The sequence below is a fragment of the Nonomuraea sp. NPDC050547 genome, from assembly GCF_044457345.1.
Lineage (GTDB): Bacteria > Actinomycetota > Actinomycetes > Streptosporangiales > Streptosporangiaceae > Nonomuraea.
This window is the reverse complement of sequence record NZ_JBITGW010000019.1, coordinates 249297-261796: the sequence shown is the minus strand read 5'-3', so window position 1 is coordinate 261796 and position 12500 is coordinate 249297. Positions and strand designations below refer to the sequence as shown.

At 69.7% G+C, this 12500-nt stretch carries 11 protein-coding genes; 8 read left to right on the top strand and 3 right to left on the bottom strand.

The features are described from left to right. Positions 1-191: 191 nt before the first annotated feature. Together ACIBHY_RS40610 and ACIBHY_RS40605 are read right to left on the bottom strand one after the other, a co-directional pair. Positions 192-467 carry a hypothetical protein gene (locus ACIBHY_RS40610; RefSeq protein ID WP_397309525.1) on the bottom strand — a complete coding sequence of 92 codons (276 nt, stop codon included), beginning with the start codon at positions 465-467 and terminating at the stop codon, positions 192-194. Then, complete coding sequence (locus ACIBHY_RS40605; RefSeq protein WP_397254205.1) at positions 464-760, bottom strand: hypothetical protein; 297 nt, start codon at positions 758-760, stop codon at positions 464-466. The genes ACIBHY_RS40610 and ACIBHY_RS40605 overlap by 4 nt, the downstream gene beginning before the upstream one ends. Positions 761-1409: 649 nt before the next feature. Here ACIBHY_RS40605 and ACIBHY_RS40600 point away from each other — a divergent pair. Further along, the gene (locus tag ACIBHY_RS40600; protein ID WP_397309524.1) at positions 1410-1856 is read left to right on the top strand and encodes a hypothetical protein; all 447 of its coding nucleotides are present in this window, start codon (positions 1410-1412) and stop codon (positions 1854-1856) included. A gap of 810 nt (positions 1857-2666) precedes the next feature. After that, positions 2667-2975: a DUF6355 family natural product biosynthesis protein gene (locus ACIBHY_RS40595; RefSeq protein WP_397309523.1), complete on the top strand. Its 309-nt coding sequence runs from the start codon at positions 2667-2669 to the stop codon at positions 2973-2975. Positions 2976-3040: 65 nt separating this feature from the next. On the opposite strand, the gene ACIBHY_RS40590 is transcribed toward ACIBHY_RS40595, so the two are convergent. Beyond that, positions 3041-3589 (bottom strand): hypothetical protein, encoded by a 549-nt coding sequence (locus ACIBHY_RS40590; protein ID WP_397254199.1) that lies wholly within the window; start codon positions 3587-3589, stop codon positions 3041-3043. Between the two features lie 433 nt (positions 3590-4022). On the opposite strand from ACIBHY_RS40590, the gene ACIBHY_RS40585 reads away from it, so the two are divergent. From ACIBHY_RS40585 to ACIBHY_RS40560, 6 genes are all read left to right on the top strand, one after another. Next, positions 4023-5819, top strand: coding sequence for a hypothetical protein (locus ACIBHY_RS40585; RefSeq protein ID WP_397309522.1), 1797 nt, complete (start codon positions 4023-4025; stop codon positions 5817-5819). Between the two features lie 208 nt (positions 5820-6027). Then, positions 6028-6714: a hypothetical protein gene (locus ACIBHY_RS40580; protein ID WP_397309521.1), complete on the top strand. Its 687-nt coding sequence runs from the start codon at positions 6028-6030 to the stop codon at positions 6712-6714. A gap of 9 nt (positions 6715-6723) precedes the next feature. Further along, entirely contained in the window at positions 6724-7221 is a 498-nt protein-coding gene (gene grpE, locus ACIBHY_RS40575) for a nucleotide exchange factor GrpE (protein ID WP_397309520.1), read from the top strand. Next, on the top strand, positions 7222-8805 hold the full coding sequence (locus ACIBHY_RS40570; protein ID WP_397309519.1) for an Hsp70 family protein: 1584 nt from the start codon (positions 7222-7224) through the stop codon (positions 8803-8805). Between the two features lie 3 nt (positions 8806-8808). Beyond that, a complete protein-coding gene (locus tag ACIBHY_RS40565; RefSeq protein WP_397309518.1) occupies positions 8809-11331 on the top strand; it encodes a hypothetical protein in 2523 nt (840 codons plus the stop codon). A gap of 4 nt (positions 11332-11335) precedes the next feature. After that, positions 11336-12496, top strand: coding sequence for a hypothetical protein (locus ACIBHY_RS40560; RefSeq protein WP_397309517.1), 1161 nt, complete (start codon positions 11336-11338; stop codon positions 12494-12496). The last annotated feature ends 4 nt before the right edge of the window (positions 12497-12500 follow it).

The following is a 12500-nucleotide window of genomic DNA, read 5'->3' as shown; positions in this document are numbered from 1 at the left end:
GGGCACGGGTGCCGGCCGGGACCTGAGGACGGCCCGAAGCGGGTCGGGTGGGTGTACCTCGGGTAGTGCTCCATCCGGCCGGGGGGCTCCAGGGGACGCCCTTGACGTGCGACGCCGGGTTGAGCAGGCGGGCGTTCGTGTCGTACCCGCCGGCGTCGAAGTCGCCGAGGTCGCGGGCCGCGCCGCCCGGCTCAGCAGGAGCTGCCGAGCACCCGCCCGTCGAGGATCGAGGCCATCCGGCAGGAGAAGGTCGCCGGTGGGTTCATCACTCCGGACAGCAGGGTGACGGTGGCGGGCCCGGTTCCCGACGGGCCGGTGCATCCGCCCGCCATGATGTTCATGGTGCTGGCCAGGGGGTTGAAGTAGTAGATGCCCCAGTCGCACACGTAGGCCCGTTCGGCGGGCGGCGGTGTGGGCGCTCCCGCCGAGATCGTGGCGGCGGCGAGGGCCGCGATCAACGTCTTCACGGCGTCGCCTCCGGCCGGCAGCCGTCGGCTCCGAGGAAGCCGTTCCAGGAGAAGGCGGAGTGGCAGCGGTAGGTGCCCGCGTCCCGTCCGAACCGGAGCACGACGATGACATCGGCGCCGCCCCAGCCGTCGCAGGGGTTGGCCGAGATGTGGCCGCCGTACTGCCCCTGGGTGAGCGTGCCGCTGAAGCAGGTGTGGGTGCCCGCGGCGTGGGCGGTTCCGGCGAGGAGCGGTGAGGCGGCGAGGGCCGCCGCGGCCAGGGCGGCGACGGCGGCGCGCCGGATGAGTGGCACGGTGTTCCCTCCTAGGTATGCTGCGGTTTCCGCCCCACACGCTAGGAAGGCCGCCCGGCACCGCCCAGAGGCATGCGTCACCGGTTGGCATGGATATTTCCCCGCCGGCCACTCATGTCATCACACCCCGGGAATTCGCCCAGGCCCGGGCGGTGCTGACCGCGGATCGCGACTCCCGATGCGAGACGACCTGGATCTCTACGGCGACCTCGACCCGCCTGAGTGGCCGGGTGAGTAGGTAGCGGTCGTCGTCAGAAGGCCACCGGCCGGATCGTCGCTCTCCGATCGCCTTCAGCGCGGGCCGCGCCTGCCGAAGGCGGGCCACCGTCCGGCCGCCCGCCCCGGGCCCTCTGCCATCGCGCTGCGTCTCCGGTCCGGAGGGCGTTGGTGAGCCGTGGCCGCCTATTTCTCTCGTGCGTTCTGACTGGTTGCCGGGCGTCAGATCGTGCACGTTCTCCGGAATGAGTTGCCCAACTGGAAGACCGGCCGATCCCTTTCTTGAGTCGTATTCTTCCGCGCCATGAATGGCGGCTCCACGTCGCGCGTGTCTGAGCTGCGCCGGAGCGCCGCTTGACACTGCGCTGCCTGCGGCAGAGTGTAGAGGTGAAACAGTTATCCACTGAGACCGAAGGAAAAGAAAATGAGAGCGATGTCCGTGATCATGGCCACATTACTTTCGGCGGGAACCGTGGTCGGCGGCTCAGGCGCGGCCGTGGCGAAGATCGCGGAAGACCGTGCTGTGCCATGGGGAAGCGTGTCCGCCACATGTAGCATCGCCGGCAAACGAGGAAGCATCAGAGCTTATTATCAAATCCTTCGGACAAAGGACTACTTCAACCGATTCAACTGGCATCTGAGCGGTGGCGGCCTCGGGAACAGAAGCAATATCGAAATACGAGTGGTGCACAATCGAGCGCACGCGCCTGACAGAATCCTCTTCGATTGGAACTCGTCGGACAGCGTGCGTAAGGGGTCAGGTGGTATTTCGAAGACCGTGCGTGTGCTGCGCCGAGACCGGATCTACATCACCGCCCGGTTCGTCTTCGATCGCTGGGGACCTGATGTGCGGTGCAAGGCACGATCGAAAGACATCTAGGGCGACAGCACTCCACACGGAAAAGCACGTCGCGGTTGCACAGCGGAATGTCCCGGCTCTGCTGGCGTGAGCACGTCTCGAAGTCGCGGACGGATGCTGCGAGACGACCGCCATTGCTTCTAGGGCAACGCGCACTTGAGCCTGTCTTACGTCAAACAGCCTGCTTGTCCTGACGTGCCGCGCCTACCCGGCCTTCCCACGGGCGAGTGAGTCGACGAACGTCTCGGCTTCGACGGGGCTGAGCTGCGTCTGGTCGCGTACGACGAAGACGACCGCTGGAGACGGATCATGAGAATCCGACGCCCGGGGACCGGCGACACGCAGCCGAGATCGGGAGCGCGCCATGCCGCGGTGCCGGCACCGCGCGGTCACGGGGACCAGGCCTGGGTGACCGCGCGGCCTCACGCCTACAGCGGCCAGCGAACTTCTCATGAGCGACTCCGGAATCGCATCGGCTTGCCGGACGTCAGATATTCGTCACGCGGTCCCCGGGCGGATGTCGTCAAGCATCTGTGGTCATCGCCGCACTCACCATCGGCCCCGCCGACGGCCGTCTGAACCCCGCGGACCAGCAGGCCCCTCCTGCCTGTCCGAGGGTGGCCGCACGGTGGTCGACTTCGGCCGAGTCTGTCCGAGGACCTGTTGGACACCTCCGCCACCCGGCTTTGCTCATGCCATGCAGCGGTGATCGAACGGACACCCCACCGCAAGCAGAGGTGCGGCGAATCGCCCACCTGCCGACGCACTCTCACGCGCCTGAGCCACGGCGCCGGCACCCCTCACACACCGATCACGAGTAGGAGAACTCCCGTGCGCACTCAGCTCAAGGCGGCCCTGCTGGCCGCGACCGCCATGCTGGCCCTCGGCCCCGCCACCATCTCGCTCCCCGCCGCGGCCACCACCGGCACACCGGCGACCGCACTCCAAGCACCCGTGTGCGGCCACTTCACCAACGCGGGAACGGAGTATTACCGCAACTGCCGGAACGTGAGCGAAAGGATCTGGGTGACCAGGCGATTCAGTCGTAACGAGCACTACTGCGTCCAGCCGGGAACGCAGGTGCAGCTGGGCAACTTCGCGAACGTCTACGGCGTCTATCACGACGGCTGGAACTGCTGACGGTTCAGATCGTCCGATCCGGTGCTCACGGTCCCCGTGAGCACCGGGCCGGTCGGGGCCGCGGGTCAGTATCGGATCCAGAGCGAGCTGGTCCGGTCGTTCATGCGGTCGCCGACGTAACCCACGTTGGGCCCGTCGCCCGTGCCGTCGAACCAGTACTGCCCGTCGCCGTTCAGGTTGTAGCCGTCGTGGATGGTCACGGAACGGCAGTTGCTGTACGTGTAGAAGCCGGAGATTTCGTTGTCCCAGATGAGGTTCGGCCGCAGGCGGTAGCCGGACGAGTCGCAGGGCCCCTCCTCCGCCGACACGATGATGCGCGTGATGTTCGGCGGGTTGTTGTGCGCGTTCCAGAACCACTCCATGAGCAGCACGTCGGGCGCGGCCGCCGCCGTGAAGGCCGGCGAGGCCGGGTCGTCGCTGCACGTCTCCGACTTCACCGGCGAGAAGCCCCCGTCGACCGACTTGCCGACCTTGACCACGCAGAACTTCCCGTCGTGCGCACCGGCTGCCGTGGCGGCCCCGGTCGTGAGACCTGTGATGAGCAGGGCCGAGGCGATCACCGCCGACAGCCTGCGGGCCCCGGCGGCGGCATTTCCCCGTAAGTTGCGGTTCACGATGTCCTCCCTGATCGGATTGCTGTTCGGACCTCCCCGTCGTGAGCGCTGGCACGGGTCGCGAAGGCCTTTCAGTTCCGATCTAGCACGGAGGAGTTTGATCGGGCTCAGAGCCGAGCGCCCGATCAATCAATGGTGAACAACCGGCTCGTTCCTGACGAGCCCGCCTCATCTTTGGGTCACTCTGACCAAAAAATGACGAACCCCTTCAGGTCATGATGACCTTTTGTTACGGTGGGAAGCCTCCTGAGAGAGGCGTGACCCTCATGAGGCAACACTCACGACCGCCGGCGGCACGCTGATGCCGACCCGGTGGACGGCACATTCGCGGGTCCTTCCGTTACGGGCCGCGAGGCGTGCGGCGGTGACGGTCCGGCGTTCTGAGCTGGGACGAGAGGCCGCGGCCGGGCTGCGGCCCAGGGGGATATACGGCATGCTCAGGGAGCGCGCGCCGCTCTCGCTGATTCTCTACGCGGCGGCCCGGGACGGGCGGCTGGTGTGGCACGGGCCTGAGGCCTTCGCGCTCCTGGAGCCCCCGTACGGCTCCCGCGCCCGGGGCCGCCCGGCGGGCCTGAGCAGGATCGCCGATCGGCACTGGGAACTGCTGACGATGATGGTTCCCCCGGCGGCACTTCTGGGGCTGTCCTTGCTGCTGGTGGCGTTCCGTCAATGGTCCCCGGTGGCGTTGTGGGCGGCCCTTCTGGTGGTCCTGCTGGCGATGTTGCACGTGAGCGTGCTGATGACCGCGATGGTCGTCACGATCCTCGTCCGGTGGGCGGCGGGGCTTCCGCTGCGCCGGGAGCGGGAGTGGCGGGCGGCGGGGGATCTGCGGTTCCTGCACTGGTCCATGCCGTTGTTCCACTGTGCGGACCCCGAGGAGGCGCCGATCTTGCTGGAGCGTGCCAAGGAACGGCTGAGGGACCTGGTCAGGGCCCAGGTGGTCCAGGCCACGGAGGACGTGGCGGCGCGGACGCGCACGGTGGAGGTCAACGAACTGCTGTTGTGCCTGCCGGGTGGCGCGACGAGCGCCGCGGCCCGCGATGAGGTGGTCAGGGCGAGCGTGAACGCCGCGGCGCCCGGCGGCACCGGGGTGCGGTTCATGGCCACCGGGTCGCGACCGGCCATCAGGCTGGCCAAGCCGTTCGAGTCGGGGTCATTTCTCGGCCTGTACCTGGTGGGGCTCGCCGTGATCGTGCTGGCCGAGGCGGTGCTGGTGGCGGATGCGGAGCGGGACGCGTGCGGGACGGACTGCGCGGGCCGCCCGGCCGGCTATCCGGAGGCGGTGCGATGGCTGGCCTGGCGGCTGATCGGCGGCAATCCCGCGGATCTGATCCCGGTCACGGCGCAGGCGTGGACGGTGGGCTGGCTGACCACGATCGCCGCGTGGATGGTCCCGCTGATCCTGCTCGTCACGGCCGTGCGGATGGCGGCGGCGCACAAGGAACGGATGGCACGATTCGTGGAGAGGATGAATCCCGTGCTGGGTACGACGACGGTTCTCGTCATGGTGGCCACTCCGGTGGAGAGACAGGCCATGCTGGAGGCGATCGGCCAGGTCACGGGTGAGGCGCCGCGGCGCCGTAACCTGCACTGGCACACCGCGTTCGAGCTGGGGGTGGTGGGCGGCGCCCAGGTGCTGCTCGCGCAGACCCGGCCCGGTTCGACGGAGCCCGGCGCCGCGACGCTCACCGCGCAGTCCCTCATCGACCAGCTCGACCCGGACTACCTGCTCCTCACCGGCATCTGCTACGGCCTGGTGACGAAGAAGCAGAAGCTCGGCGACATCCTGGTCTGCACCCAGCTGCGGGTCATGGATCACAAGAAGATCGCCGAGCCGGCGCTGGGCAGGCCGGTCGAGCGCCTGCGTGGCGACCGGGTCACGCCGTCGGTGACGTTGCTGGACAAGTGTCAGAACGCCCGCCTGACGCAGGAGGGGCCGGCGGTGCACTTCGGTCCGCTGCTGTCGGGCAACGTCCTGCTGGACTCGCCCACCGAGCGCCTGCGCATGATCGAGGCCGAGCCGGAGGCGATCGGCGGCGAGATGGAAGGGCTGGGGGTCTACGCGGCGGCGGCCAAGGACAAGGTCGACTGGATCGTCGTGAAGGCCATCGCGGACTGGGGGATGGACAAGGACGACACGTGGCAGCCGATCGCCGCCAGGAACGCCGCCCAGTTCATCGTCGACGTTCTGCAGACCGGCGGCCTGAATCATCCACCTATATCACGATAAATCCGGGCAAAATATAGCGCGATAAACGCCACCCGGCATATATGGATCTCATTCCGATAACCGTGGTTGCCAATGCGAATAACTGGCATATTCTACTGATCCTTGGCACGTTCCAAAGGAGGCGAAGCGGATGGATCGCCCAAGGCTGCCGGGCAATTCCACCGGGTCCCTTCCGGGCAGGCCGGCCGGCTCCGGCCGGTTAGCCGGCGTGGCGATCGCCGCCGTCCTGCTCCTGGCACTCGGCGCCGCCGGAGTGATCTGGTACCTGAACAGCCGCCAGGACACGCTGGCCGAGGCGGCGCTGGCCGGCGCCAGGCAGACGCCGGGCATCGTCTGCCTGGACGTGGCCGGTGACTTCTCCACCTCGATGAACGACAACATCGAGACCAGGGACGAGGCGCTGGCGCTGCTGCGGCCGTTCATGACACGTGAGATGCGCCCCGACGACCTGCTGACGACGGCCAAGTTCGCCAGTACGGCGGCGCTCACCCTGGCCCCCACCCGCGCCGAGAACCTGGCCGGTGCGGCCGAATCCGATGCCGGCGTCGAACAGAACGACCACACCTTCCTGGCGCCCGCGATCAAGGCCCTCGACCGCGGCCATCGCCAGGCCCGCGCGAAATGCGCGCGGCGGATCCTGGTCGCGGTCACCGATGGCGAGGTAGCCGACCAGGATTCCGACCTCGTGCCTTTGCTTCAACATTATGACCGCGTCTATTTGGCTATTCCCGATGAGGCAGCCGATTACCGGCCGGCCGAATTCTCGCATGCGCAACGAGCCTCTGTCGTTTCCGAGGGATTCGACGGCGCCGGCGCCCTGAGCCTGCTGTACGGCAAAGCGCTGGCGGCGGCCACCGGCCAGAAACTCATTCGGAAGACCCCGCCTCCCCCTTGAGGAGCGTCCATGGATCAGGAGAACACCTCGGACGTGGCGGCCGCCCTGGCCGCCCTCACCGAGGAGATCAAGCGCGAGCACGACCGCGCCGCCCACCGCGAAGAGATCATCGACCGGCTGCAGGAGGACAACCAGCGGCTTCGCCACAGCCTGCTCCAGGAGGCGCTGCTGCCGATACGCGCCGGCCTCTATCGCCTGCACGACCAGGTGAGCCGCGAAGTGGCGCGGCTGCGCGCCGATCCGCAGGCCGACGGTCACCACGGCGCGCTGATGGCGGCCATCGCCGCGGAAGTGGCCGAGGTGCTGGCCCGTACGGGAGTCGAGCTGATGGAGGTCGAGGCCGGCCAGCCGTACGACCGAGCCAGGCATCGCGCGATCGACGTGGCCGACGGCCCGGACGGCCTGGTGGTGGCGGTGGCGGCGGCCGGTTTCGAGCAGGACGGGCGCACCGTCCGCAAGGCCGACGTGGTGCTCGGCAGGGCGCCGCTCCAGGAGGAGGACAGGTAGATGGCGGTTTACGGAATCGATCTCGGCACCACCTACTCGTGCATCGCGGGCATCAACGAGGCCGGACGGGCCGAGGTGTACCGCAACCAGGACGGCGCGGACACCACGCCCTCCGTGGTCTACTTCGAGACCCCGGGCAACATCGTGGTGGGGCAGGCCGCCAAGGACAGCGCCGTCATCGAGCCCAAGCTGGTGGTCAGCCGGATAAAGCGCGACATGGGGCAGGCCGTCCCCCGGCCGATGCACGGCCGTGACTACAGTCCCGAGGAGATCTCGGCGTTCGTGCTGCGCAAGCTGGCCGAGGACGTGCAGGCGGACGTCGGTCAGGCGGTCTCCGACGTCGTCATCACCGTGCCCGCCTACTTCGGCGCGGCCGAGCGCGACGCCACGCGCAAGGCCGGGAAGATCGCCGGGCTCAACGTCATCGACATCATCTCCGAGCCGATCGCCGCCGCGATCACCTACGGCGTGCTCAACCCTTCCGAGGACTGCCACATCCTCGTCTACGACCTCGGCGGCGGCACCTTCGACACCACCGTCATCACCCTGCGCGGTGGCAACATCGAGGTGGTCTGCACGGACGGCGACCACAGCCTCGGCGGGGCGGACTGGGACGACGTCCTGGTGGAGTACCTGGCCGAGCGGTTCCGGCAGGAACACCCGGACGTGAGCGATCCGCTGGAGAGCGACACGACGGAGCAGGACTTGTGCAAGATCGCGGAGGATCTGAAGAAGACGCTCTCCAGCAAGCTCAAGCACACCGCCCGCGTGATGCACGAAGGCCGCGTGACCACGATCGAGCTGACCCGTGAGTCGTTCGAGGCACTGACGCGGCACCTGATCGACCGCACCGTCTCCATCACCCACCGCACCATCGCGACCGCGCGCGACAAGGGGGCCGCCTCCTTCGACCACGTGGTCCTGGTCGGCGGCTCCTCCAGGATGCCCGTGGTCGCCGAGACCATCCAGAAGGAGTTCGGGATGGAGGCCAAGCCGAAGGACCCGGACCTCGCCGTGGCCAAGGGCGCGGCGCTGTACGCCTTCGAGGAGACGTACCGGCGGCTGATCAGCTCGGGGCAGCAGGCCGAGGCGGAGGCCATGGCCCTGGGGGCGGGCCTGTCCACCACCCAGCAGCAGCAGATCAAGGACCGCACGATCAAGACGGTCGCCTCGCGCTCCTTCGGCATCATCACCACGAACCCGCACAACCGCCAGGACTACGTCGCCCACCTCGTCCACGCCAACGACCCCCTGCCCGCCGCGGTGACCAAGGGGTTCGCCACCCTCGACGACAACCAGGACGCCGTGGCCATCCAGGTGATGGAGCAGGCGGGCAGCAGCGAGTCGAGGAACGTCGAGGACAACAGCGAGATCGGCGCGGGCGACCTGCGCATCCCGCCCGGCAAGCCGGCCGGCTTCCCCATCGAGGTGACCTTCTCCCTGGACACCTCCGGGCTCCTCCACGTCACCGCGCGGGAGAACGAACGCGGCCAGCAGCTCGACCTGGACATCCAGATCGGCGGCATGTCCGAGGAGGAGGCCGCCGCCTCCCGCGACTCCCTGGCCGAGATCAACGTGAGCTGACCCATGCCCTTCGAAGAGAGCGGCTACCTCCGGCAGGTGCTCGAACCCGCCCGCCTGTCGGGCGGCGTGCCCCCGCCCGACCTGCGCGAGCGCTACCAGCTGAACGAGTCCATGAGCGCCGCCGAGGTCACCGCGACCGTACGGCAGGTGCGGCAGTGCTGGCGGCGCTCACGCGGGCAGCTGAAGTACCGCAAGCTGATCGACGCGCTGGAGGCCGAGCACGGCAGCAGGTTCAGCGCGATCTTCCAGGCGGCGGCGGAGGGCGACCTCGGCCCGTTACGGGCGGAGATCGAGCAGTCGGCGGAGCGGGCCGGAAAGCGTCTGAGCGACCTGCGGCGGCGCCTGGACGACGCCGCGGGGAAGCTGCGCCTGCTGCCTCCCGACGTCGTGGCCGGGATCGCCAGGTCCGTCGGGCTCGGCGAGGGGGAGGCCAGGCGTCAGGCCGGGGAGCTGGGCATCGAGATCCGCGAGCCGGACCAACTGCCGCAGGCCCCGCCGTACGCCGCCTACGCCAAGGTGCGCGAGGCGCTCGACACGATGATCCAGCCGAACCTGGCCGTGTACGTCTTCGGCGAAGAGGCCGCCGCCATCAAGGTGCTGGGCCGGATGCCGGAGATCATGAGCAGGGTCGAGCGCCTGGAGCAGGAGGCGCACTCCCGGACGCGCGGGCCGTGGACGGTGGGCGCGGAAACCGTGCTGACCGCGCTGCGTCACGTCACCGACGCGGCCGACCTGGTGCGCTTCGACGTGATCACGCGGCTGCGCGAGCGCGTGCGCGAGCATCCCTACGACGACACGCTCATGCGGTACGCCACCGACGAGCTCAGGCTGGACGAGGGAGACGCCAAAGCGCTGATCTTCGCCATCCGCCAGGAGAGCGGTGTCCTGGGCGGGCCGGGGAGCAGGCTGCGCGAGCTGGTCGAGGCGGGCCAGATCCAGGCGGCCGCCGAGTTCGCCGAGGCGCTGCCTCCGGAGGCGCTGGCCGATGAGGCGGCCGAGCTGGCCATGGACGTGCGTGTCCGGCTGGCCAACGCGATCCGCCTCCGGGACGCCGCCCGCTCCGAACACGATCCGGATCAGGCCTGGATCATGCTGGAGCAAGCTCTCGGCCGGGTGCCCGACCTGGCCGGGGCGACGGCCATGCTCGCCGGGCTCGCCCCGCACCCTCCTGCCGGTGTGCGGGCGGCCGTCAGCGAACGGGCCGTGGTGATCACCTGGCAGCCGTCCGCGTCCCGCGCGGGGGAGATCTCGTACGAGGTGCTGCGCGACGGCTTGACCTGTGCCGAGACCGGACGGGTCAGTGCCCGCGACGAGAACCCGCCGGTGAACACGCCGGTGACGTACGCGGTCGTGGCCAGACGCGGGCAGGCCGCCTCCACCCCCGTGGCCGCGCTTCCGCTGACCCTTCGCCCGGAGCCGGACGAGGTGCGCCTGTCCGGCTCCGACGGTGTCGTCACCGGCAGCTGGCGATCCCCGGCCGAGGCCGTGCGCGTGATGGTCACCCGCGACGGCAGGCCGGTTCAGGCAGAGGGCTCGGGCTTCCGCGAGCGCGGGCTGCGCGATGGCGCGACGTACGAGTACGTGATCGCCGCCGTCTACCAGGACGGACCCAGACAGGTCACCACGCCCGGCGTACGCCGCTCGGTGGTCCCGGCGGCCCGCCCCGAGCCGGTCGCGCGCTTCACGCTCGAATCCGCGCCCGGCGCTCCGGGCGAGGTGCTGATCCGCTGCGCGGAGCCGGCGGCCGGGGTGGTGGAGTTCTTGGCGCTGGCCGCCGAGCCGCGCTGGCCGTACGAGACGGAGGTGCGCCTGGAGGAGATCCGGGCGGCGGGCAGGACGCTGCCCGCCCGGCCCGTGCGTGGCGGGTACGTGGTGTGCCCCGGGGACGGCTCGCAGTTTCTGCTGGCCGTCACCGTCGCGGGTGACCGCGCCGTCGTCGGGGCCTGCCGTGAGCACGTCAATCTGGGCGCGCCCCAGCGGGTGAGCGCCGTCCGCCGGGGGACGGCGGTTCTCATCGGGCTGGAGTGGCCGCCGGACGTCCCGGAGATCGAGGTGCGCTGGAGTTCTCGCCGGTTGCTGGTGAGCGCCGCGGCCTACCGCAGCCAGGGCGGCATCCGGCTGGAGATCCCCGAACAGGAGGCGCCCGCCATCGAGCTCGTGCCGACGACCGTCGTGAAGGGGACGCGCGTGCACGGCCCCGCGGTGCCGGCGCCCCTCGCCTCGGCTCCGCCGGTCCGCTACGACCTGCGCAGACAGGGCTGGCCGTGGCGACGGGAGCTCCAGGTCGAGGTGACCTCCGACGTCCCGGCGCGGCTGGAGCGGCTCGTGCTGGTCATCAAGGCGGGGCGGATCCAGCCCGCCTCCGCCGCCGAGGGGCGGGTGGTCGGGGAGTGGTCGGCCGTCACCACCCCGGCACTGCTGACGGTGCCCTGTCCACGACAGCGCCGGCCGTACTGGCTGCGCTGTTTCGCCGAAGGGCCGGTCGAGCTCGTCGATCCGCCCGTCCGTGTTCTGAAGGCGGGATGAGCCCGTGATCACGTGCCCCTACTGCTTCACCAAGGTGGCCCCCGGCCGCATCGCCTTCCGTTGCCTGGGCGTCGGCGGGCGGGCGAAAGGGTGCGCGCCCCAGCCCGACACGGTGCTCGGCGCGTTCCGCGGCGGGGCCAACGCCCCCGCGCTGCCGCCGGTCTTCACCGCCAGGCGCGCGGGCCGGCGCGCCACCTGCCCCTCCTGTTCCCGCGAGTCGGCCTGGCGGGTCTGCCCGTCCTGCCACAACCGGCTGCCGGCGGAGTACTGTGCGAACCCGGGCAAGATCGTCGCGCTGGTGGGCGCCAAGCACGCGGGCAAGAGCACCTACATCGCCGTGCTCGTCCACGAGCTGATGAACAGGGTGGGGGAGGAACTGCACTCCTCGATCGTGCCCTGCGACGACCGCACGATCGAGCGCTACAAGCAGGACTTCGCCGGTCCCCTGTACGGCGAGCGCAAGCTGCTGCTCAGCACCCAGTCCGCGTCGGCCAGTCCGCGTGACCCGCTGGTCTACCTGTTCACCCGCACGGTGGGGCGGCTGCGGCGGCGTACGGCCTCGCTGACCCTGGTCCTGTTCGACACCGCGGGCGAGGACCTGCGCCAGCGCGAGATGAGTGAGTTGCACCTGCGCTATCTGAGCGCGGCCGACGCCGTCATCTTCCTGCTCGATCCCCTGGAGTTGCCGGGCGCTCACGCCGCGCTCACCGGCGCGGCCAGGGCGCGCTCGGGCACGCTCGCGAGCGACCTGATGAGCGACCAGATGGACGTGGTGGCCCGGGTGACGGAGCTGCTGCGCGGCAAGAGCGGCAAGCTGACGATCCCGGCCGCGGTCGCCCTCAGCAAGATCGACGAGTTGCGGGAGTCCATGGAACGCCAGTCGGCGCTCCACCGCGCCCGCGAGCCGATCGGCGCCCTCGACCTGGACGACAGGGACGCCGTCGACGAGCAGGTCCGATCGTTGCTGCACCAGTGGGAGGCGGGAATGATCGACCGCTACCTGGAGCAGCACTACACCACCTACGCGTTGTTCGGCCTGTCGGCGCTCGGCTCCGTGCCGGAGGGCGAGGCCGTCGCCCGCAGCGGCATCCGGCCCTACCGGGTCGAGGACCCGTTGCTGTGGCTGCTGTACCGCTTCAAAATGCTCAACGGCGTCCGGAGGTAGCCCG

Excerpts from the sequence above, each read along its gene's own strand:
- ACIBHY_RS40600 (WP_397309524.1), top strand. The coding sequence starts at position 1,410 with ATGTCCGTGATCATGGCCACATTACTTTCGGCGGGAACCGTGGTCGGC.
- ACIBHY_RS40585 (WP_397309522.1), top strand. The coding sequence starts at position 4,023 with ATGCTCAGGGAGCGCGCGCCGCTCTCGCTGATTCTCTACGCGGCGGCC.
- grpE (WP_397309520.1), top strand. The coding sequence starts at position 6,724 with ATGGATCAGGAGAACACCTCGGACGTGGCGGCCGCCCTGGCCGCCCTC.
- ACIBHY_RS40570 (WP_397309519.1), top strand. The coding sequence starts at position 7,222 with ATGGCGGTTTACGGAATCGATCTCGGCACCACCTACTCGTGCATCGCG.
- ACIBHY_RS40565 (WP_397309518.1), top strand. The coding sequence starts at position 8,809 with ATGCCCTTCGAAGAGAGCGGCTACCTCCGGCAGGTGCTCGAACCCGCC.